This window comes from Patescibacteria group bacterium, from assembly GCA_035288465.1.
In the GTDB taxonomy this organism is placed as follows: domain Bacteria; phylum Patescibacteriota; class UBA1384; order DATEAH01; family DATEAH01; genus DATEAH01.
This window is the reverse complement of sequence record DATEAH010000009.1, coordinates 89,470-110,163: the sequence shown is the minus strand read 5'-3', so window position 1 is coordinate 110,163 and position 20,694 is coordinate 89,470. Positions and strand designations below refer to the sequence as shown.

Genomic DNA, 20,694 nt, shown 5'->3' with positions numbered 1-20,694 from the left:
ATATAATTTACTTAAATATTTAAATTATCAATTTTTTCATATTTCCATTCAATGGTTTGATTATTTTTCGTCATAAATTTATCAGGTGCTAATTGTCCTAACTCCCCATCAACATAATACATCCAATACGATTCGGTTGAGTTTGCAACACCATCGATTGAATTAATAAAAACCCCCAAGCTTGAATCAGAATATTCAACTCGGTGATCTTTTTTTAATAAATCCAAAGTAGTTTTCCCATCAACACCTTTGTAGGTGATGGTTTGTGCGCCTAGGACTTCTGGATTTGAATTTTCACTCCCAGTTCTTTGGGTGGTCAGATCTTTCCAAACAAAAATAGCAGTTAAAGCTATCACAACGACTAAACCAATTTTCCATCGGGAATCAGTACTAATTTTACTTGAAATTTTGGTAACTTTTACGTTTGGCACGGTTCTCCTTCCTGTTTAAGTTAAAAATCAATTCCTTTTCGTGCTGGAATATTTTTATAATATGGATGTTTGATCATTTTCATTTCTGTCACTAAATTTGCGGCATCGATAATTTTTTGAGGAGCATTGCGTCCAGTTAGAATTAATTCCAGTTTTTTAGGTTTTGATTTAATTATTTCTAAAACTGAATTGATTGTAATTAATTTTAGCGACATAGCAATATTAATTTCATCTAGTATCACAATGTCAAATTTTTTTGAATTAATTACTTTCTCCGCGTGTTTGAGGGTTTTTTGAGCAAGTAATTGATCTGATTTATTGGCTTTTAAAATAAAACGCGTGTCTTTAGAAAATTGATGAATCGAAAAGTGCGGCAGATAATTTTTGGAAATTTTGATTTCGCCAATTTTTTTATCACCCTTTATAAACTGTATCATACAAACTTTTTTATTCCAACCCAACGCTCTTAGAGCTAAGCCTAACGCCGCGGTAGTTTTACCTTTGCCATCACCAGTATATACTTGTGTCAATCCTTGATTTTTCATTTTTGTTTATTTTAATTATTAAAGTTTAAGCGCATTTTGAATAACCGCAAAAATGACATTTTAAACACCCCTCCCCTAATTCTAAAACTTCATGGCATTCTGGGCAAGCCGGCGCATCGCCTAAATCAGCGAGAGTTTTAAGTTTTTCGGCTGATTGGTGATTGTCGGGCGCATCATTGTTTGAGCCTGCAGATATTAAATTTTCTTGATTTGGATTTTCTAAATTTTCTGGATTTATTTGTTTTTGGTAATTATCCAAACTTAATTGTTCTTGATTTTTTTTGATATGCAAATCTAATATTTGACCAATGGCATCTGGCATTGATAAAACCATCCCTTTTTCGCCCCACGCTGGATTTGGGCCACGAATCCCTTTTAATTGGTCAACGATTTCATGGGCATCAATTCCAGAACGGAGTGCTAAGGAGATTAACCTGGAAATTGCTTCAGCCTTGGCAGCAAAGAACCCACCGGATTTACCAATATGGGTAAAAATTTCAAATGGATCGCCAAATTCATCTTCATTAATCGTTACATACATATTACCATAGCCAGTAATAACCTTATAAGTCATACCGGCAATTTTATCGGGTCGTTCTCGGGGTGCTAATTTTTGATGAGTAATTGAAGTATCCAAAATTAGATCATTATCTGGAGTGGTTTTAATAATTTGGTTATCATGTTTGCCTTTAGTTAAAACCTGGACATCCCGAGAACCATCTCGATAAATCGTAATCCCTTTGCATTTAGTTTTATAAGCGGTTAAATAAACATTTTTAACATCTTCAATGGTGGCCTTGTTGGCAAAATTAATCGTTTTTGAAACCGCATTATCAACATGTGTCTGAAAAGCCGCTTGCATTTTAATATGCCATTCAGGATCAATTTCGCCAGCGGTAGCAAAAATATCTTTATATTTTTTCGAAACCTCTTTAAGATCAGCGACAGACCCGGTATCGATTACTTTTTCTAATAAATCTCGCGAATAAAAACCTATTTTTTTAGCGATATTTTCAAAAGTCTGGTTGACATAAATTTGCTCTAAAGATGCTGAACCATCTTTATTGAATAATGATTTTTTCTTATAAGCTAAGGCAAAAAATGGTTCAATACCTCCTGAACAACCGCCAATTAATGATAGGGTTCCAGTAGGCGCAATGGTGGTGATGGTGGCATTTCTGATTGGTTCTTTTTTGGCATAAATACTATTTTTAAAATTCGGAAAGGGACCACGTTTTTTAGCTAATTGGTGGGAGGCATTTTGAGATTCACGTTGGATAAAACCCATCACTTTTTGAGCTAAAACAACGGCCTTTTCGGAGGCATATGGAATCTCTAATTGCGCCAGCATGTCGGCAAAACCCATTACTCCTAAACCAATTTTTCGATTAGCTTTGGTAATTTTTTCAACCTCGCGGACGGCATACTTATTAACATCAATGACATTATCTAAAAATCTCACCGCCAGATGTACAATATTTTTTAATTTATCCCAATTAATTTTATCCAAAGTAACCAGACGAGATAAATTTATTGAACCCAAATTACACGATTCATATGGTAAAAGGGGTTGTTCTCCACAAGGATTAGTTGATTCAATTTTTCCCAAAGCCGGGGTGGGATTATCTCGGTTCATGCTGTCAATAAATATAATCCCAGGATCACCATTAGTCCAAGCATTTTCGATAATTTCATTAAAAATTTCTTTAGCATTAAGGCGATCCATTTTTTCATTAGTTCGGGGATTAATTAAATCATAATTCTCACCTTTTTCAACTCTCTCCATAAAATCATCAGTCACGGCCACCGAAAGATTAAAATTGCGGAATGAGGCGCCGTCCTTTTTACAATTAATAAATTTTTGAATATCCGGATGAGTAATTGGTAAAATACCCATATTAGCACCAACTCGAACGCCACCTTGCATCACTTCTTGGGCCACAGAGTCAAAAATACGCATAAATGAAATTGGGCCGCCCGCAATTCCACCAGTTACCCCCACGATATCCCCCTCTGGTCGAAGTTTTCCAAAGGAAAAACCAGTCCCTCCCCCACCTTTGTGAATTAGCGCCATATCATGTAGCGTCGTGAAAATTCCATCCATAGTGTCTTCGATAGGTAAAACAAAACAAGCCGATAATTGGTGAATCTCCCTGCCAGCGCCTCGTAAAGTCGGGGAATTTGGTAAAAAATCCGTGGTTGAGATTAATTGATAATATTCACGCGCTAGTTTAAGATGATCTGTTTTTTTATTATATTTGAGATCGGCGGCGGCAATATAATAAGCGACGCGCCAAAATAATTCCTTGGGTGATTCCAAAGGATTCCCATCATCATCCTTAATTAAATAACGCTTAATTAAAATTTCTCGCGCATTGTCGGATAAAATTGGTTCAGATAGATCATCCGGCATTTTATTTTTGCCAGGCCAATGGGTTTCATCAAGATTAAGTTTTAGTTTAGGGCTGATTTTTTTTTGAGATGCCACGATCCCTCCTTTTATCTATTAAACTAATTATATATTTGAATTTTAGAACAATAAAAATATGACACGCCCCTTTTAGTCATATTTTATTTTGTTTTTAATAAGATTTTTATTTTAATTTTTTTCGAATAAAGGCCGGAACCTCGAGTTCATCCTCTTCTTCTTCGGGTTTTGCAGGCTCTGGGGCAAAGGGTGAGGCTGAAAAAGAATCGTCTTCGACGGGGTTTTCTAAACTAGAAGTGTCCGGAAATTGTTGAACAGTGGTCATTTCTCGCTTTTTTTCTTCGTGTCGTAGACGTCCTTCAAAACCGGCAGCAACAACTGTAATTTTTATTTCGCCTTGCATGGCATCATCGATGATGGCTCCAAAAATGATATTCGCATCTTGATCAGCCGCTTCAGTGATGGCTTTGGCTGCTTCATCAATTTCGTACATGCTTAAATCTGGACCACCGGTAATATTGAATAAAATACCTTTAGCGCCTTCAATAGATAAATCCAATAAAGGGCTTTCAATGGCGGCATGTGCCGCTTCCATGGCTCGATTATCACCAGAAGCGCGACCAATACCCATTAGGGCAGAGCCAGCGTCAGACATCACCGCTCTCACATCGGCAAAATCCACATTAATAATACCATGAAGGATAATTAAATCTGAAATTCCCTGAACACCTTGTCTCAAAACATCATCAACGATCATAAAAGCGTCAAATAATGAAGTCTTTTTATCGATAATTGACAATAACCGATCATTAGGAATAGTAATTAAAGTGTCAACCTTATCTTTAAGCTCTTCTAAGCCTAATTCGGCTATTTTAGCGCGTCTTTGTCCTTCAAAAGCAAAAGGCTTTGTCACCACACCAACAGTTAGAGCCCCTAATTCTTTAGCAATTTCAGCAATCATCGGGGCTGATCCGGTGCCAGTGCCACCACCCAAACCACAGGTGACAAAAACCATATCCGAACCTTTAATTACATCATAAATTTCTTCTTTGTTTTCTTCGATCGCTTTTCGACCGATTTCAGGATTAGCACCGGCTCCCAAGCCACGGGTTGTTTCTTTACCAATTTGTACCTTAGTTGAGGCTTCGTTATGAGCTAAAGCTTGAGCATCAGTATTGACAGCAATAAAATCCACTCCGTGCAATTTGGACTGGATCATACGATTGATGGCTGAACAGCCTCCACCGCCAACACCAATAACTTTGATTAAGGCAAACGTATCCACTTTTGATGCTTCCACGGGACCAGAAGGTTTCACGATCGCGGGTTTTGAATTATCGATCGGCTTCATCATATTTCCCCTCAGCCCCTCCTATATTATTATCTTAAAATCATTATATACTAATTTAAAAAATATACTAAATTTAGGGATTTAATCTATGGTAAAAAATGCTTAAAGATTGACTTGAGCTTGCTGGCGGTGCGATTAAATTCCCCACCCCGAGTAATGACTCCGGAACGGGTGGCACCTAATCCCCAAATCATTAAGCCTATGCTACAAGCATATATGCTCTCATCTAACTTGTCAATCATACCCGTAACAGGGACTTGTAATTTTGCTATTTGAGCGGGCAATCTGAGAGTTTTTTTGGCTAAATCGCAAATTCCAGATATTTTTGATCCCCCTCCCGTTAAAACAATCCCGGCTGGTAAGGTACCATCACGACCAATATTTTTTAATTCGTCAGAAATTAATAAAAAGATTTCTTGTAATCTGGCTTCAATAATTTCGGCCACATATACCGCAGAAGCCTTCTGCTTTTCTGATTTATCTATTTTGGATAAATCAATTTCTTCTGATTCGCGAATGTCGTCTGGGGTGGCTTGTCCATTTTTAATTTTGATTTGTTCGGCAACATCAATTGAAGTTCGAAGGCCAATTGCAATATCATTAGTAATATGATCTGACCCAACCGGCAAGACCGCAGAATGAAGAATGTTGCCTTCTTCAAAAACTGCCATTGTCGTAGTGGCGGCACCAATATCAATCACGGCGGCACCAATTTCTTGCTGTTGTTTGGAAAGAAAGGCTGACGAGGTGGCGATCCCTGAAAATACTAATTCTTCAATATCCAAGCCGGCTTGATAAACACATTTAGTTAAATTTTTAATACAAGGAGTTGAGGCTGAGACAACGTGGGCATCGACTTCAAGTCGAATACCAGTCATACCAACCGGATCCTTGACACCATCTTGGCCATCGACAGTATAAATTCGAGGGATAACATGGAGAATTTCTCGATTTGCCGGCAAAGAAACAGCTTTAGCAGCCTCAATCACACGCATTAAATCATCTTCGGAAATTTCGCCATCAGCTCGAGAAACGGCAATTACACCTTTACTATTTGCTGATGAGATTTGCACCCCACCAACAGAGAGTATCGCTTTTTCAAGCGGTGTTCCCGCCATTCTTTCAGCTTCTTCAAGGGAAGCTGAAATGGCTGAAATAGTCTCTTCAATATCAGTCACCATGCCTTTTCTGACACCTGATGATGGAGATAGACCGAAACCGGAAATTTCAATCTCACCTGATTCTTTTTTTTGCCCAACTAAAGTGGCAATTTTATTGGTGCCAATGTCTAAGCTGCAGATCATTGATTTTGATGTCGCCACTAACCCCTCCCATAAAAATAAAATTATAATATACAATAATCAAATGAAATTAAAAAACGATTGCTATTTCTCTTCTATTATATTCGTCAATTTTTTAAAAATCAAATCCCATTTTTCTTTCATTTGAGGTTTTTCATGATCTAAATCTGAAATATGCATTAGGGCATGTATAAATAACTGAAGAATTTCACGTTTTTCGGAAATTGCCGCTTTCTGGGCATTTATTTTAGCTTTAGGGGGGCAAATAAAGATATCCGCTAAAACCTTAGATGATCTTAGGGGAATTTCACTTTTAAAGCTCAAAACATCGGTAGTAATGTTTTTACCTAAATGTTCAAGATTTATTTTTTTAATCGCAGATTTGGTGACAAAAGTGACTGAAATTTCAAGATTATTAGCTAATTTAAGCGGTTTGAGAATTTTTTCGAGAATTTCTTCAAATTGTGATTGATATTGATTTAAATTTATATTGCGAGTTTGATTAATAAAAATCAAAAAAGTTTTTTCCATAATTATAACTTCACGCAAGTTTCGAATTAACTATTTTAGAAACTTGTTCCCCGGTGGCACGACCAGTAATTTGTGGCATAACTTTTGACATTACTTTACCCATTTCTGATTTTGATTTTGCGCCAGTTTCTGAAATTGCGGCATCAATAATTTTGGTTAATTCGGCTTCATTTAGGCCTTTTGGTAAATATTTTTCTAAAATTGAGATTTCAAATTTTTCTTTGGCGACTAACTCTAACCGATTGCCTTTAGTAAATTCCTCAACTGAGTCTTGACGCTGCTTTTTTTCTTTTTGAATCACCAATAAAATTTCAGTATCATTTAAGGCTTCTTTTTTAGCAATTTCAGCATTTTTAAGAGCGCTTTTTAACATTCTTAAAACATCCAGGCTTTTATCTTTTGATTTTAAGGCTTGGATAAAATCTGCTTCAATTTGATCTAATAATTTAACCATATTAATCCTATTAAAAATTAATAACCTTCTTTTCTTTTTCGACGTAGCTCTTTTACCATTTGTTCACGTTTAGCTTCGTCACGTCTCACGGTTTTAGAAACCTTCTTTTTATAATATTTTTTCTTTTTGACCAAACTTAAAATACCACTCTGTTGGACAGAGCGATTAAATCGGCGGAAAAGCTTTTCCGCCGGTTCGCGATTCTTGCTTCTAACTTCTAACACGGTTTAAAACACCTCTCTTTCTTAATCTTTTTCTATTATACCCAAAAACGATAAAGATTTCAAGCGATTGGCCCCAAATTCTTGCCACCCAATAAGTGTAAATGCAAATGGTCCACCATAGCGCCCGCGTTAATACCATAATTAACCACCAAGCGATACCCGTTATTGTGTAGATTTTTCTTGTGCGCAATTTCTCGGGCGGCTTTAAACATTTGGGAGACAATTGGCCAATCCTCTTCTTTAACATCTTCAATCGAAGAAATGTGTTTTCTGGGAATAATTAGAATATGCACAGGAGCATGGGCATGAATATCCCAAAAACCAACCACATTTTGGTCAGAATATTCAACTTCAGCCGGACTTTTATTGGCGGCAATTTGGCAAAAAATACATTTTTCAGGACCAGGATCTGGTAAATTATCCATTATTCCTCCAAAATTTAATTCTAATTTAAATATAACACTAATATAAAATTACTTAAAGCTTAGAATCAGGGAGAATATTATTCAAAATTTGTTCGGCTTCATTTTGCGAACAAAATCTGGGTTGTTGATAATTCTCAATATACACCGGAATTATTTGAAATGATTTTATTTGATTCGAAACAAACTCAAATTTAATTACCATGCCCTGTTTTGTTTGTTCTGACCACATTTGGTCAAAAACTAAATTACCCAAACTGTAAAAAATCATTTTACCATGATAATTTTCAAAAGTTTGTATGCGATGCGGGTGATGTCCAATCACTAAATCTGCGCCAAGATCAATGGTTTTTCGGGCAAAATCTTTTTGGTCGTCGCGCGGTAAATATTTATATTCTGTTCCGGCATGCATGGAGACGATAATAAATTCAGCTTTTTCATTTTTGGCATTTTTAATATCCAGAGCCAATGTGTTTAAATTCCATTTGGCAAAACCCGAGGAAGTCGCATCGGCAACGTAATTTTGGGGGGTTGAATCTACCCCTTCATAACTTAAAAAAGCTATTTTGGAGCCGTTAACGTCAATTAAGGTGGGTCTTCGGGCTTTAGTCAGGTTTGTACCCGCTCCAGAATAATTAATTTGATTTTCAGTCAAAAAATCCATGGTGTAGTTCATACCTTTTTTGCCTTGATTTCCAAAATGATTATTAGCCAATGACAAGACGTCAAAGCCGGCATATTTTAAGCCTGAAACAGCCTTAGGATCGGCTCCAAAAACCATGCCTTCAAAGATTTTTTGTCCTCCTTCAGCAAATGGAGATTCTAAATTTGCAAAAGCGACATCGGCTGAATAAAAAAGATTTTTAATTTTCAAAAACGGTAAATTCCAATTAGAAGCTTCGAGCATTTTTTTGCCAACATGACGCGCAAGCATAATATCTCCACCAGCAGCCATTGTCCAATTTTCCTTAGCGGTTTGATGTTTAAGATAATCTAATAATTTTTTTTGGTGAGTATTAGCAGTTTTTGAATAGAAATAAATAGTTTTAGTTTCAGCTTCCCAAGTATTATAATTTTTTTTAATATACGTTGGGTGATAATTTTTGGTAATTTCTTCGATTTTATCTAAACTAAAATTATCCTTTTGGGAAATAATTGCCATTTCTGCCATATTTTTATCGGAAATTAAAGAATATTGGACTTTATTGTCCTCATAAAATAATTTTATATGCGGCTTAAATTGGCTATCGAGAGCAGGTTCGAGATAAATCTTATCAATTTTTTTTAAGAAAGTTTTATTTTCGACTTGATTTAATGAGGTCGATTGGCTTTTATCCCAAACAATAAAAGAAATAACTGCTAAAAAAATTAATAATAAAAGATATTTGGCATTATTTTTCATATATTTAAATTTTAAAATTGCTTAGGTTGTAATTTTTGACGGGATAATTGATGTTTATAAATTGCAACAATAAGAATAATTATTCCGATCGTCATTATTATTAAACCCAACAAAGTTGGAAAATAGCAATAACTTGGGGTGAGACTCGAAATAATACTTGACGAACTATTTAGGGCAAGTCTCTGTCCCGATATCCAGCCGGTAAAACTAAAATACGGATTTGTGTATCTTAATAATTGACATGAATGAAATAGCGCCAAAGGATTATAATTATTCCACCAAAAACCAAGACCAAAGATAATAATCCCCCAAAAATACCAACTTTTTGATAGTTTTTTCATCATCCCCCTAAAATAAAAATTATTAATTATATAGAGTCGCCGGATCGATCCAACCCGTTAATTCTGATTTGGTTTGAACATATCCTCTCAAATCAAGTCGGTGATTAGACAATACAGCAAAATGTAAATGTCGCCTCTCCCCATCAGTTTCCAAACTATAACCTGTGCCTAAAACTGCTAATTGATCACTTTTTTTAGCTTTTAAGCCAACTTTTGGTAAAGAGCTTGGCCGAATATGGCCATATAAAACTGTGTGTGTTGCTCCATTTAACTGTATTTCGATCATGAAAACTCCTCCATAACCGGAGACGGTTCGCGATAAAACAACCTTTCCATCAGCGATCGCATAAACTGGTACGTCAGTAGTAATATCCTCATATTCGATGTCAACGCCGGTATGGAAGCCTGCAAATCTTTCTGGTTGAACCGGTGAGTTTTGCGAGGTGATATATTTTCCAAATGGTTTTTTGAAAAGGCGTTTTTTAAATTGATCAACTGGAAACACTAATCCATATTTGCTTTCTAAGGGTGGATTGGTGGTTTGGATATTGTTTGAATTAGAGTTTGTATTAGATTGATTATTTGATTTAGGTTTATTTTGCCAATATTTATATCCAAAATAACTAATTGTTCCCAAACCTATAATTAAAAAAATAACTATTATTATATATATTTTTTTCATTAAAAATTAACTATTTATGTTTAGTAATTTATTTTGGTGTTAAAAGAATAATGCCGGTTCTTTTAGGACAAAAAGCATTAAAAAAATTATCACGAAAACCTGTTTTTACCAGCTTGATATTATATGTAACGCCGCGCTTACATTGAATTAGTTTGTATTGTCGTGCAACTGGCAGTGAACCTGCATATCGATAGGTGGTAATACCCGGGTATTTCCAATAAACATTAACATTATTTTGATTAGTGGCGAACTCAAAATTACCATAAGTGGTTAAAACCGAAGCGAATAAATCGGGTTTGTATCGATATAAAAGATAATTACCTGCTGCTAAAAAAATTATTACCAAACCAATAATATAAAGCGTTTTCTTGTTCATATTTCCTCCTTATTTATTTTAAGTTAAAAACCTTCGATTAAAAATAAAATGCCAGCGACTATAATCGGCAACCCAAAAACTAATATTGGCATTAAATCCATTTGGTCAGGCATAACAATCATCATTGTAGTAGCAAAAATGCCCAGCATTAAAAATATTATCCCGCCAATTTTGGGTTTGCGCCAAGCGATAATTGTAAAAAATAAAATAACTAAATCTAAAGCTAAGAGCATTAAAAATCCACCCAAATTAAACCCCATAATACTTTCACCAATGGTAATAAAAAATAATAATAAAACTAAAAGCCCGGTAATAATTCTAGAGGTGAAGTAAACCATTTTATCCAAAATTCCTCCTATATTTTTATTAAAAACAAATTTTAAGGGATAAAGGGTTGGGTGCGCGTAATTAAAATTCTTAAAATCCAGGTTAAATTTAAAATTAAAGATAAAATCATCCACGGATAAGCGATATTTGAAGATACCCCAAAAGGTTTATTAATGATTTTTTCTCCTACCTGAGTTAGGCCAGAACAATCCGCCGCTGAACCGGGACAAATTTCAGCTTTGAGCTTATCGATTTCTTCTTGTAGGGCAATAGTATCTTTTGAGGTTGAAGTGAGCGATGCTGGTAAATATCTAATAATCGAATATGGGACATTAATATTATTGGTAATATAATTATCAACAATTTCAGTTACAGTTGATGGTCCAGCTTTGGTGGTGGCAAAGGTTTGCGCCAGCGACCAATCACTGGCATTATCATTTTGATCCCAGGTTCGAATTTTCCACCAATAAACAGTTTCATTGGATAGTGTCACCGGGGCAATGGCAGAACTATTGGCGCTGGTAGTTTTTGCAGAATCCCAAAGATCGCCCACATTATTATTAATATTAGCTTGTGTCGAGGCTAATATTACTTGATATGCGTCTTGCGTATCACTGGTATCAGCATCTTGAAATGTCCAAGAAAGTGTGGGAGTTAAGGAAGTACCGGCCGGATTGGTACGATTTTCAGCTTTTAGAGAGGTTAGGGTCGGATTTGTGCCGGGATATAATTTATATTGGTAAAGACGAGGGGCATTCACGGCTTTGGTGAAATAGAACTTGAGTTTGATGTTGCCAGTAATGGATTTAAGCGAGGTATTGCCGTTCCAGCTGGCTTTGACCGACGTGCCGGGAGTGGTGATGGCATCAGCTTCAGCTTGAGTAAAGCCGGCAATGGGATTGCCAGCGGCATCTAAAACCTCGGCTTTAATGTTATCGCCACCGCCTACTTGATCTAGATTAAGGTTAAGTTCATTCCAGCCGGTGGCTGGTTTGACAATTTCTACGGTGTTCATCGAGCCGGAGGCCTGGCCCGCCGATAAACTCATCCATTCGAAACCATCGAGACGGGCAGTGGCAGTGCCGGTGTTACCATTAGCAGCGACGTCCGTAGCCCGATAAAACAAATCAAAAATTCCGCTTTCTTCGTTAGGAATCATAAAGTGGAACCAAACCTTATTTGATTCCCAACTGCCACCGGCGCCAGTCATCGGATAAAACAGGCCTGGCTCCCACCAATAAGGGCTGCGAGAACGCACCACATACGGATTACCGGTAGAACCGGATTGTCCGCCAACTAAAATATAGTCATCAATATCCCGCTGTATTATTTGAACTTGCTCCATTGAAAACAAAAAGGTCGGCAAAGGCACATTGCCGGTTGGCCAAGTCGTAACATTATAAGGAGTAGCACCGGTATAGGTAACCATTTCGCGGTTAGTCATCGAGCCCGCGACATCAAGCTTTGATTGGCCATACATCATATATTTTTCATTAGCGTTTAAGCCGGTTGTTTTTGTGATGGCTACCGAATCGGGCAGTTCTCCCAACGGATTAAGATTGCCTCTTCTGCTCATTAGTAAAAGCGGATCTTGAGCATTGGGATAAATATCAAAAGTATCAGTCGGACTGGTGCCGCCAATCGCCAGTGCCACCCCCCCGTAATCGTCGTTGGCATACACCCGGTCGTTATAACAAGCATAAATATTAAAAATCATTTTATATAAACCGTCATCATCCAAAAATATGTTCGGGTCGGCAAATTCTCGGTTTCTTATATTTCCGGTGTCGATAAAGGGCGTGCCGTCCATCGTCAACTGCCCCGTGATCGGATAAGTACCCGAAAAACGATACCAGGCGTATGGCCCATTTGAAGTGCCATAATGTCCACCCCATCCTTGAAAAGTATTGCCGCTTCTAATACCGCTATATAAATAATTAGTGGCAACGCCTCCGGCTGGTAAAATCGGATTAGCGGGGTTTTTGGTAAAAGGGCTAGCTGAAGCTTGGGTTAATTCGACATTACTAAGAGCTTGCAAATTATCAGTATCAGGGAAAGAATCAGAAAGTGATTTTTTGCTGGCCGGGGCGGTCGGCCCCGCTAAAGACAACCGGTCAAGCTGAACCTTGCCGGCATTGCTATTAATCGTAATCTCAATCCTATTTTTGTAATCAACGGATGAAGTGCTACTTCCTGCCTGTTGGCCCAAAGTTTCTTTTGAATTTATCAATAAAAATCCTTCTCTAACAGTAGCATGGCGCTGGGCGTTAAAATAGATTTCGTCAAACATATAGTTTTGGCTGTCAATAGTCACCTGTGTTTTGCCGACATCCCTGGCGATGGCAAAATCACCCATCATTATCTTGTCAGTATAAATCTTAAAAGAGATTCCTCCGAGTAAATTAATAGGGGTAATGGCTTCTTGGGAAGTGTTATTAGTGTAACCCATCACCCGAACTTCGGCATATTCATTGGCCAAAAACCCGCTTAATTTGAGTTTAATAAAACCAACCAAAGGCATCTTTAAATCGTGGCTGGTGTCTTCGAAAAGCACGGTGGACCAACGGCTGTCTGTGGCCGGAGTGGCTCCTTCAGATTTATATATCCTCATCGTTCCGCTATCGCCGACAGCGATATATTTGGTTCTAAATCTGCCGTTGATTGTCCTAATAATGCCATTCATTCCCGGGCTTTGATTAACAGTAAAAGAAGTGCCCGTATTATCAGTAAATAAAAAAGTGCCGTTGGTACCTCCAAATCGAACGCGTGTCGCTTCTGGAGCATAAACGCAATAGAGATTTTCAGTGGTACCGGACGTTTTCGCAGACCAGTTAGCGCCATTGTTGCTGCTATAGAGGATTGTGCCAGCGTCTCCAACCGCCCAGGCATTGGTAGTGTTAAAAGCCCGAGTGGCTCTTAAATTATTGGTTGTTACCTCTCCGCCAACTATTCCCCAAGTTTCTCCCACATCCGCAGATCTAACAATCACGCCACCGTCGCCAACCGCAAAAAAGTTCGTGCCGTCTGCGGTGGTTACTCCGCGAAGATGAGCGGCGGTCACCCCACCGCCTTTTTGTACCCAGTTGGCGCCAGAATCCGTCGTTTTAATAATCGTGCCGTCTGCTCCAACCGCCACGGCGGCAGTAGCTGAATAAACATGAACTGCATAATAATCTTTGGCCGGCGCGCCAGTATTGCTTGAAACCCAGGTTTCCCAACTGTTGGTTGATTTTTGAATAGTCGTTGAGGCGCCAACCGCAAAAGCAAGCACACTAGTAGAAGCACTCACTCCATAAAGAGCATTGGCGGTGCCGCTAGTTTTACTTGCCCAGGTTGATCCTTGATCTGTCGATTTGATAATTTTTCCTGAATCGCCAACGATTATCACCCAATCGCCACCAGGATAATTCCAGCTACCGTTAAGAGTTTCTGTAATGGTCTTGGAAACCTGAAGTTCGGTGGTATCAGTAGTATTAGTAATGGAGGTACTATAAAAATTATTATTGCTCACTCCGGTAAATTTGGTGGCGCCCAAAACCCCACCCGTCTTAGTCCCAAAATCCATGTCCGACCGATTCCAAAAATTAGGATTAACATTTAGATCGGTTGCCTTGGCTGGTTTTTGTGGTTTGAGAACTATATAACCAAAAAATCCAAACTGTCCCATTAACAATAAAACAGAAACAATTAATTTTATTGTTCTGCCTTTGAATTTAATGTTAATCTTACCCCCCTAAAATATATAAGAATTAAAAATATCCACAATTAATTTTATTATATCATATACAAAAGTATTATTTCAAAAATTATACCAGAAAGTCATGTTTGAAAATTTTAAAATCCATTATATACATAAAAAAAGCCGAGACTCAGGATTTTACCCATTTCGGGTAATTGCCTGGTAACGGCTTGAATTAGAAAACTATCTTTATCTACCAACCCATTTCCTGATAAGTTTTATGGTTCGAAAAATTGCGGGATGGTTGACAAGATACATCGGATTTGGAAAATTCAATGCTTCGCAAATTTCACGATGAGTAAAGTCTGGATAGGCCTGTAAAGCGGCGGTATAAAGGGCACAAAAACGACAGGTTTCGTATTGAGCCAGGTTGTTATTGCGCCAGCGATAATCATTAGGGTCAAGTTGCGTACCGCAAAAATTAAAAGCAATTGCCGAGAGTAACCCAGCATTTTCGGCTCCCTTTTAGAAAAATCGCTTTCCCACCCAATTTCCATGCCGAGCTGATAAAAAGTAGCAACTTGAGCTCGTTCAGAAGATTGACGATCAGCGATTTCACGCGCATATACAATAGCTGAAGTTAACCCTAATCTTCTCGCTTGAGCGAACAACCCAATTTGTTCTGAATATGTACCACCGCTATCGGATTGCATAGTCTCCACCCGATAAGTAGAATCAACAATATTCAACATTTCGCCGGTGTCTCCACTATGTATGGCAATATTCCAACATTGCCAAGCTAATGCAATTGGACTTTCAGGCGGTGTCATCTTGATCTTCTCCTTGGGTTTTGTTTGGGTCGTGATAACATCGAAAAAACCATCGCATTTTCGGGATTTTGTGGATCTTCAATAATTATAGTGTGATCATTTGGATTCACACCCATTTTATGTAAACGATCAAAAATCATGTTTGAGACAAATTCACCTAAATCTTTTTTGCCTCCTGTTTTGGGTGCCCCTTTTTTAATACCACAAAAACTAAGCGAGACCGGAATCACGATTGTGTCTAGTGCTTGACCTGCCATCAGTTTACGCCTCCCTTACGTTCTGATTTATTTTTAATGTTCAAATTACCTTTAGATTATTACAAAATCAATTAATTGTCAATTAAAAAAACCAGCTTTATAACTCGTATTATATTGAGTATTAATTTAAAAATGATTTTTTATTTTTAAAATCATCAAGCCTAGCTTTAATTTTGGCTTCATAGCCAATATCGGCAGGCTGATAATATACTTTATTTTTAAGTTCTCGGGGTAAATAATCCTGAGAAACATAATGTTCGGGAAAATTGTGAGCATATTTATAATTTTTGCCATATTCTAAACTTTTCATTAATTCCGTGGCGGCGTTGCGCAAATGCAAAGGTACGGAAATTTCTGGATGATTTTTAACATCACCAATGGCTGCTAATAAACCTAAATACGAAGCATTGCTTTTAGGAGCTTGAGCTAAATATGTCACGGCTTGGGCTAAATTGAGTTGTGCCTCGGGAAGTCCCACAAAATTTACAGCCTCGGCTGCAGAAGTCGCAACTATTAGAGCGATTGGATCAGCATTGCCAATATCCTCTGAAGCTAAAATAATTAATCTTCGGGCAATAAATTTTGGATCATCTCCGGCTTCGATCATTTTTGCCAACCAAAATAAAGCCGCATCAGGATCTGACCCACGAATACTTTTAATTAAAGCCGAAATAGTATCATAATGAAAATCACCCTTTTTATCATAATTTAGCATTCGTTTTTGTAAAGCTTGGGTAATATCATTTAAATCTAAATTGCGCATCCCCCGAGAATCTGGTTTTTTAGCTATCGTGGCTATCTCAAGGGCATTTAAGGCGGAACGGGCGTCACCACCTGTCTGTTTGGCTAAAAAATTAAGAATCGAGTTATTAATTATTACTGAATAATTTTTTAAACCAACTTGGCTTTTGATGGCTCTTTTTAAAATAATTTTAAGATCAATTTCTGAAAGTGGCTTTAAGACTATCACTTGTAATCGCGAGAGAAGTGGCGAGATTACTTCAAAAGATGGATTTTCGGTCGTGGCGCCAATTAAAATAATAGTGCCATTTTCAACCCAGGGCAAAAACGCATCTTGCTGAGCTTTATTAAAGCGATGAATTTCATCTACAAATAAAATAGTTCGTTGTTGGCGAAATTTTAATCTTTCTTGAGCTTCCGCAACAATCTTTTTGACATCTTTAACGCCGGCATTTACAGCTGAAAATTCAAAAAAATGAGATTTGGTGAATCTAGCAATTAAACGAGCTAAAGTAGTTTTACCAGAACCTGGCGGTCCCCATAAAATTAATGAATTAATTTGACCCTTTTGTAATAATTGGCGAAATGGTTTATCTTTGGCTAAAAAATGTTTTTGTCCGACAAATTCGGAAAGTTTAGTCGGTCGAATTCGATCAGCTAAAGGGGCTTGGGCTTTTAAGTTTTGAGCATATTGTTCATCAAAGAGATCAGACATATCACTCCTATTATTATATGATAATCTTTTGGGGTGCGTAAAACAAGTCTTTTCGGTCCCGAGCCTAAAAGACTTGACTTATTTTGAGGGTATGCTATAATATGGTCGTCTTTGGAAAATGAAGCTAATGGGAAGCTATAATTTAGCTTCTTTTTAGTTTCAAGCACCTCTTTAGGTGTTTTGGAGGGTTATATCAGCCAATTGCCAAAGGCCGAAATGAGTTAATGTTTAAAACCATCAAAGTGTCTTTAATCGCCTTAATGGTGGTTAGCACTTTAGGGGCCTCAGTTTCAGCCAAACCCCAAAATGACACCTTAAAAATTCACTTTGCGATTGACCCTAAAAATCCTAACGCTTTAGTTACTAAAGCTCAAGCGGCTGAGAGCATTAAATTAGCTATCGACCGCAAATCTGCTTATGTGTTAGCGGTTAGTAAACCAAACTACAAAATTAACATTGCCGTTGGTGAATCTAACGATGCTCAAGAGCTTCGATTAGCCAAAACCCAACGACAAACCAAACAAATCGTCGCTTCTCGACCGGTTGTCACTTCTGTAAAACCTGGTCCTGGTGGCTTTGATGCTTTGTATCAAGCGGCTGGCGCACGATTCGGTGTTCCCTGGCAAGTATTAGCTGCGGTTCACTCTGTTGAATCTGGCCAATCTGGCGATACTTCTCGCTCTTCTTATGCGGGTGCGACTGGCCCGATGCAGTTCTTACCTTCAACTTTTAGAGCTTACGCGGTTGACGGTAACAGTGACGGGGTCGCTTCAATTTACTCTGTCGCCGACGCGATCTTCTCTGCGGCTAACTATATTTCTGCCAACATGAGAACCTCAGGATCTGTGGCTGGTGCTTTATGGCACTATAACCACTCTTCTGCATATGTTAATAAGGTTTTAGCCATCGCAAAAAGTTTCGGATACTAAATAAAAAAGGGTTCCCAAAGTTCATTCTGCGGGACCCTTTTTTTATTATTTATTCAGCGCCGATTTCTTTTAAAAGTTGATTAATTTCAATATCCAACTGACCAGCTTCGTCAAGGACATTTTTTTCAGAAAGAACTTGTCCCTTATTTTGGGCTAAACTTAAATTATTAATTTTTAAGTCATAAAAGTGTATACTACCACGACTTTGTAGAAAATACCCAAAACTCCCATTCGTAATGGAATTTTTTTTATCATTAATGGGTGAACTAATATTTTTTGAGTTAATTGAGATATTGAAGGTGTTTTGTTGAATCTTAATTTTAACTTGATTTTTTTGACCTAAAAAATATGCTATATTCGTATTTAATAAATTTGTCATTGATCCCTTTTGAGTTTTATTTAATTGAATAATGGCTGAATTTTTATTAGAATCCGGGATCAACCTAATTTCATAATAATTTTCGGGATTTAAGTCCCGAATTAAAAAACCAAATTCGACCGGATTATTAATTAAAAAACTTGTGCTAACTTCATAATCTGTCCAATTTCGGCCAGATTTTAAAATTGCTAAGGTATTTTGGTCATTGTTATTTGTGGCAATTAGGCTGTTATTGGCTATTTTCCATTTATTTTTCGCGTCGCTAGAGCCTGCAATTTGCCAATCACTTAGTACTATGGAAGATGAAAAATTGGATTGATATAAAATTGTTTCAGAAACTTTGGTGGGAACTGGGCTAGTTTCAAGACTGGAAATTTTCCTAAATAAAAAAATTCCTAAAACCAAGAATATAGTAATAATTATTGCGGCTAATATTATTGATAAAATTATTAATATTTTTTTCTTCATAAATAAATTATCGCTTGCCTATCGATAAAAAAATTAATTTTTTAATTGTCCAAAAAATAAAACTAATAATAAGCGCCAGAATCACTACATAAACTGCAAATAAATATATTGAAGCTAAGTGACCAAAAAATTGATTTGAGGCTGGATAAAAATAATAGATTAAACCAGCTAAAATTATTAAGGCAATTAAACCCCGTAAAGCGTTTGTTAAATCTTTTTTGGATGGTGTCATGGCTGCGGTTAAACTTAAGACAAGATATATTAAAATAACACTTTTGGTTATATTTAATCTTAGGGGGGCAACGAGATTGCCAAAGTCAATTAAGGAAAAATTTTGTCCTAAACTTTGAAGATTAAAACCTAATTTTGAGCCTAAAAAATACAAAATTAATGAACTTCCTAATATCGGTGCGAGAGAAATGGCAGGTTGTGATAAAAGTGGCAAAACCGGTTTAGTATAGGCGACTTCGCCGCCGTCAGCTTTTAAAAATTCAAATTTTTTAATTTTTGCTCCAAAAATTTTAGCAACAAGGGTATGTGATAATTCATGGACAAAAATTCCAGGAATTATTAATAAGCGAAATATATGGTAACCGAAAATTGACATTAAAAAACGTTCCAATATATACCCTACAAAAATTACAATTATGAGAACAATAATAAATTCAATCATGCTTATTTAGCGATTTGCAAATTACTATCATCACATTCAATAATGATACTTTCGCCTTTTTTGTTATTTAATTTTATTTTGCACGATCCGATTTCGCCGGCATCTTCATCTAATATTACTTCTCCGGTGGTGCCTTTGAGAACTTCAAATTCAGTTTTATTATCCAAATTATATACCTTAGATTTATTTATAAATTTAACGATTTGACCTTGCTTAAAATCTTTATTCAACTTGCCTCCTTTATAAATTTTTTTGAGCGGTTTTGATGACAATATCTCTTAATTCGGGATAGAGATAAAAATCACGATTTAATTTATAATATATTTTTCGCTTTTCTTTTTCAAAGGTTAATAAATTGATGCCAATTAAACGTTTAATTTCATATTGAATACTTCCTAAAGATTCGCCAGTTTGATGTACCAATTGGCGCTGATAGAAACTTTGGTTTGGATTTTGGAAAAATAAATTGATTAATTTGGCTTGTGCTTTTGAGGCAAAGATTGATTCTAATAATTTCATTTTATGTTATATTCTTTAAAAGATACTTTATGGTTGTCAACTAAATTTTTAATTGATTTTTGTTTTTGGCTCATTTTTGAATTCGCGGTTTTAAATTCGATGAAAATAATCTCATTTTCTTCAAATTGAACACCGTCGATAGGGTTACCAATAAAACGAAAATTATGTTCATCAAATGGATATTGATCTAAAAATGGTAAAAATTGTTCAGTCATTTTACCGTATTTTGTTGATTGGCTTTGTTTTCGAAAATTTATATCTTTAAGTTGAGTTTTCAAAACATAATTTTTAATCCATAAATATCTAATAATCAAAATCAATATTAAGACTATTATAACAAAAACTAAAACCGTTTTAAACATAAAAAGTGCCCCAAGATAATTATTTAAATTCTATTTGACTTAATTTTTGAGTATATTCTTGTTATCCAACCTTTAAGATTTCGTCACCTTCTCTGGCATGATCTGAAATTTTCAGTCCAATCGAATCACCTTTTTTCGCTTCATTAACATCTTTGTGGTCAATCTGCATTGAATCTAAGGTTTGAGTAAAATCTGAAGTATGACCTTTAATGTGGATTTTATCACTAACCTTGAGCGTATCGGTTAATTTAGCCGCCGCGACTTTCAAATTAGTGTAATAGTGAATGATCTCCCCCACCTTTTTTTCTTTCTTCTCGTTTGCCATCT

At 36.5% G+C, this 20,694-nt stretch carries 25 protein-coding genes; 1 reads left to right on the top strand and 24 read right to left on the bottom strand.

The window, feature by feature from the left end; genetic code table 11:
• Window positions 1–11: 11 nt before the first annotated feature.
• From VJJ80_03655 to VJJ80_03570, 18 genes are all read right to left on the bottom strand, one after another.
• A complete protein-coding gene (locus tag VJJ80_03655) occupies window positions 12–431 on the bottom strand; it encodes a DUF4430 domain-containing protein (GenBank protein HLC39185.1) in 420 nt (139 codons plus the stop codon).
• Window positions 432–451: 20 nt separating this feature from the next.
• Window positions 452–976 carry a cob(I)yrinic acid a,c-diamide adenosyltransferase gene (gene cobO, locus VJJ80_03650; GenBank protein HLC39184.1) on the bottom strand — a complete coding sequence of 175 codons (525 nt, stop codon included), beginning with the start codon at window positions 974–976 and terminating at the stop codon, window positions 452–454.
• Between the two features lie 25 nt (window positions 977–1,001).
• Entirely contained in the window at window positions 1,002–3,464 is a 2,463-nt protein-coding gene (locus tag VJJ80_03645) for a vitamin B12-dependent ribonucleotide reductase (protein HLC39183.1), read from the bottom strand.
• Between the two features lie 106 nt (window positions 3,465–3,570).
• Window positions 3,571–4,755 (bottom strand): cell division protein FtsZ, encoded by a 1,185-nt coding sequence (ftsZ, locus tag VJJ80_03640; protein ID HLC39182.1) that lies wholly within the window; start codon window positions 4,753–4,755, stop codon window positions 3,571–3,573.
• A gap of 86 nt (window positions 4,756–4,841) precedes the next feature.
• Window positions 4,842–6,077, bottom strand: a complete 1,236-nt coding sequence (ftsA, locus tag VJJ80_03635) for a cell division protein FtsA (GenBank protein HLC39181.1) — start codon at window positions 6,075–6,077, stop codon at window positions 4,842–4,844.
• A 63-nt stretch (window positions 6,078–6,140) separates the two neighbouring features.
• Complete coding sequence (gene ybeY, locus VJJ80_03630; GenBank protein ID HLC39180.1) at window positions 6,141–6,587, bottom strand: rRNA maturation RNase YbeY; 447 nt, start codon at window positions 6,585–6,587, stop codon at window positions 6,141–6,143.
• Window positions 6,588–6,597: 10 nt separating this feature from the next.
• Window positions 6,598–7,041 (bottom strand): GatB/YqeY domain-containing protein, encoded by a 444-nt coding sequence (locus VJJ80_03625; protein HLC39179.1) that lies wholly within the window; start codon window positions 7,039–7,041, stop codon window positions 6,598–6,600.
• Between the two features lie 17 nt (window positions 7,042–7,058).
• Window positions 7,059–7,265, bottom strand: a complete 207-nt coding sequence (locus tag VJJ80_03620; GenBank protein HLC39178.1) for a 30S ribosomal protein S21 — start codon at window positions 7,263–7,265, stop codon at window positions 7,059–7,061.
• A gap of 59 nt (window positions 7,266–7,324) precedes the next feature.
• The gene (locus VJJ80_03615) at window positions 7,325–7,690 is read right to left on the bottom strand and encodes an HIT domain-containing protein (GenBank protein ID HLC39177.1); all 366 of its coding nucleotides are present in this window, start codon (window positions 7,688–7,690) and stop codon (window positions 7,325–7,327) included.
• A 52-nt stretch (window positions 7,691–7,742) separates the two neighbouring features.
• Window positions 7,743–9,089, bottom strand: coding sequence for a CapA family protein (locus VJJ80_03610; protein HLC39176.1), 1,347 nt, complete (start codon window positions 9,087–9,089; stop codon window positions 7,743–7,745).
• 11 nt (window positions 9,090–9,100) lie between these two features.
• Entirely contained in the window at window positions 9,101–9,430 is a 330-nt protein-coding gene (locus VJJ80_03605) for a hypothetical protein (GenBank protein HLC39175.1), read from the bottom strand.
• 22 nt (window positions 9,431–9,452) lie between these two features.
• Window positions 9,453–10,112: a M23 family metallopeptidase gene (locus VJJ80_03600; protein HLC39174.1), complete on the bottom strand. Its 660-nt coding sequence runs from the start codon at window positions 10,110–10,112 to the stop codon at window positions 9,453–9,455.
• Window positions 10,113–10,140: 28 nt separating this feature from the next.
• Window positions 10,141–10,488 carry a hypothetical protein gene (locus VJJ80_03595; protein HLC39173.1) on the bottom strand — a complete coding sequence of 116 codons (348 nt, stop codon included), beginning with the start codon at window positions 10,486–10,488 and terminating at the stop codon, window positions 10,141–10,143.
• A gap of 23 nt (window positions 10,489–10,511) precedes the next feature.
• A complete protein-coding gene (locus VJJ80_03590; protein HLC39172.1) occupies window positions 10,512–10,835 on the bottom strand; it encodes a hypothetical protein in 324 nt (107 codons plus the stop codon).
• Window positions 10,836–10,867: 32 nt separating this feature from the next.
• A complete protein-coding gene (locus VJJ80_03585; GenBank protein HLC39171.1) occupies window positions 10,868–14,482 on the bottom strand; it encodes a YCF48-related protein in 3,615 nt (1,204 codons plus the stop codon).
• Window positions 14,483–14,826: 344 nt separating this feature from the next.
• A complete protein-coding gene (locus VJJ80_03580; protein ID HLC39170.1) occupies window positions 14,827–15,324 on the bottom strand; it encodes a hypothetical protein in 498 nt (165 codons plus the stop codon).
• Complete coding sequence (locus VJJ80_03575; GenBank protein HLC39169.1) at window positions 15,321–15,581, bottom strand: hypothetical protein; 261 nt, start codon at window positions 15,579–15,581, stop codon at window positions 15,321–15,323. Before VJJ80_03575 ends, VJJ80_03580 begins: the two co-directional genes overlap by 4 nt.
• A gap of 121 nt (window positions 15,582–15,702) precedes the next feature.
• A complete protein-coding gene (locus VJJ80_03570) occupies window positions 15,703–17,037 on the bottom strand; it encodes a replication-associated recombination protein A (GenBank protein ID HLC39168.1) in 1,335 nt (444 codons plus the stop codon).
• A gap of 224 nt (window positions 17,038–17,261) precedes the next feature.
• Here VJJ80_03570 and VJJ80_03565 point away from each other — a divergent pair, with 224 nt between their 5' ends.
• A complete protein-coding gene (locus tag VJJ80_03565; GenBank protein HLC39167.1) occupies window positions 17,262–17,966 on the top strand; it encodes a lytic transglycosylase domain-containing protein in 705 nt (234 codons plus the stop codon).
• A 49-nt stretch (window positions 17,967–18,015) separates the two neighbouring features.
• Here VJJ80_03565 and VJJ80_03560 read toward each other — a convergent pair whose 3' ends face one another.
• The 6 genes from VJJ80_03560 to VJJ80_03535 all read right to left on the bottom strand — a co-directional run bounded on the left by VJJ80_03560 (window position 18,016) and on the right by VJJ80_03535 (window position 20,692).
• Complete coding sequence (locus VJJ80_03560; protein HLC39166.1) at window positions 18,016–18,813, bottom strand: hypothetical protein; 798 nt, start codon at window positions 18,811–18,813, stop codon at window positions 18,016–18,018.
• Window positions 18,814–18,820: 7 nt separating this feature from the next.
• On the bottom strand, window positions 18,821–19,420 hold the full coding sequence (locus VJJ80_03555) for a M50 family metallopeptidase (GenBank protein ID HLC39165.1): 600 nt from the start codon (window positions 19,418–19,420) through the stop codon (window positions 18,821–18,823).
• Between the two features lie 68 nt (window positions 19,421–19,488).
• On the bottom strand, window positions 19,489–19,716 hold the full coding sequence (locus VJJ80_03550) for a hypothetical protein (protein ID HLC39164.1): 228 nt from the start codon (window positions 19,714–19,716) through the stop codon (window positions 19,489–19,491).
• Between the two features lie 10 nt (window positions 19,717–19,726).
• A complete protein-coding gene (locus VJJ80_03545) occupies window positions 19,727–20,005 on the bottom strand; it encodes a hypothetical protein (GenBank protein HLC39163.1) in 279 nt (92 codons plus the stop codon).
• The gene (locus tag VJJ80_03540) at window positions 20,002–20,367 is read right to left on the bottom strand and encodes a Holliday junction resolvase-like protein (GenBank protein ID HLC39162.1); all 366 of its coding nucleotides are present in this window, start codon (window positions 20,365–20,367) and stop codon (window positions 20,002–20,004) included. Before VJJ80_03540 ends, VJJ80_03545 begins: the two co-directional genes overlap by 4 nt.
• A 61-nt stretch (window positions 20,368–20,428) precedes the next feature.
• Window positions 20,429–20,692, bottom strand: a complete 264-nt coding sequence (locus VJJ80_03535) for a translation elongation factor-like protein (GenBank protein ID HLC39161.1) — start codon at window positions 20,690–20,692, stop codon at window positions 20,429–20,431.
• Window positions 20,693–20,694: the final 2 nt, after the last annotated feature.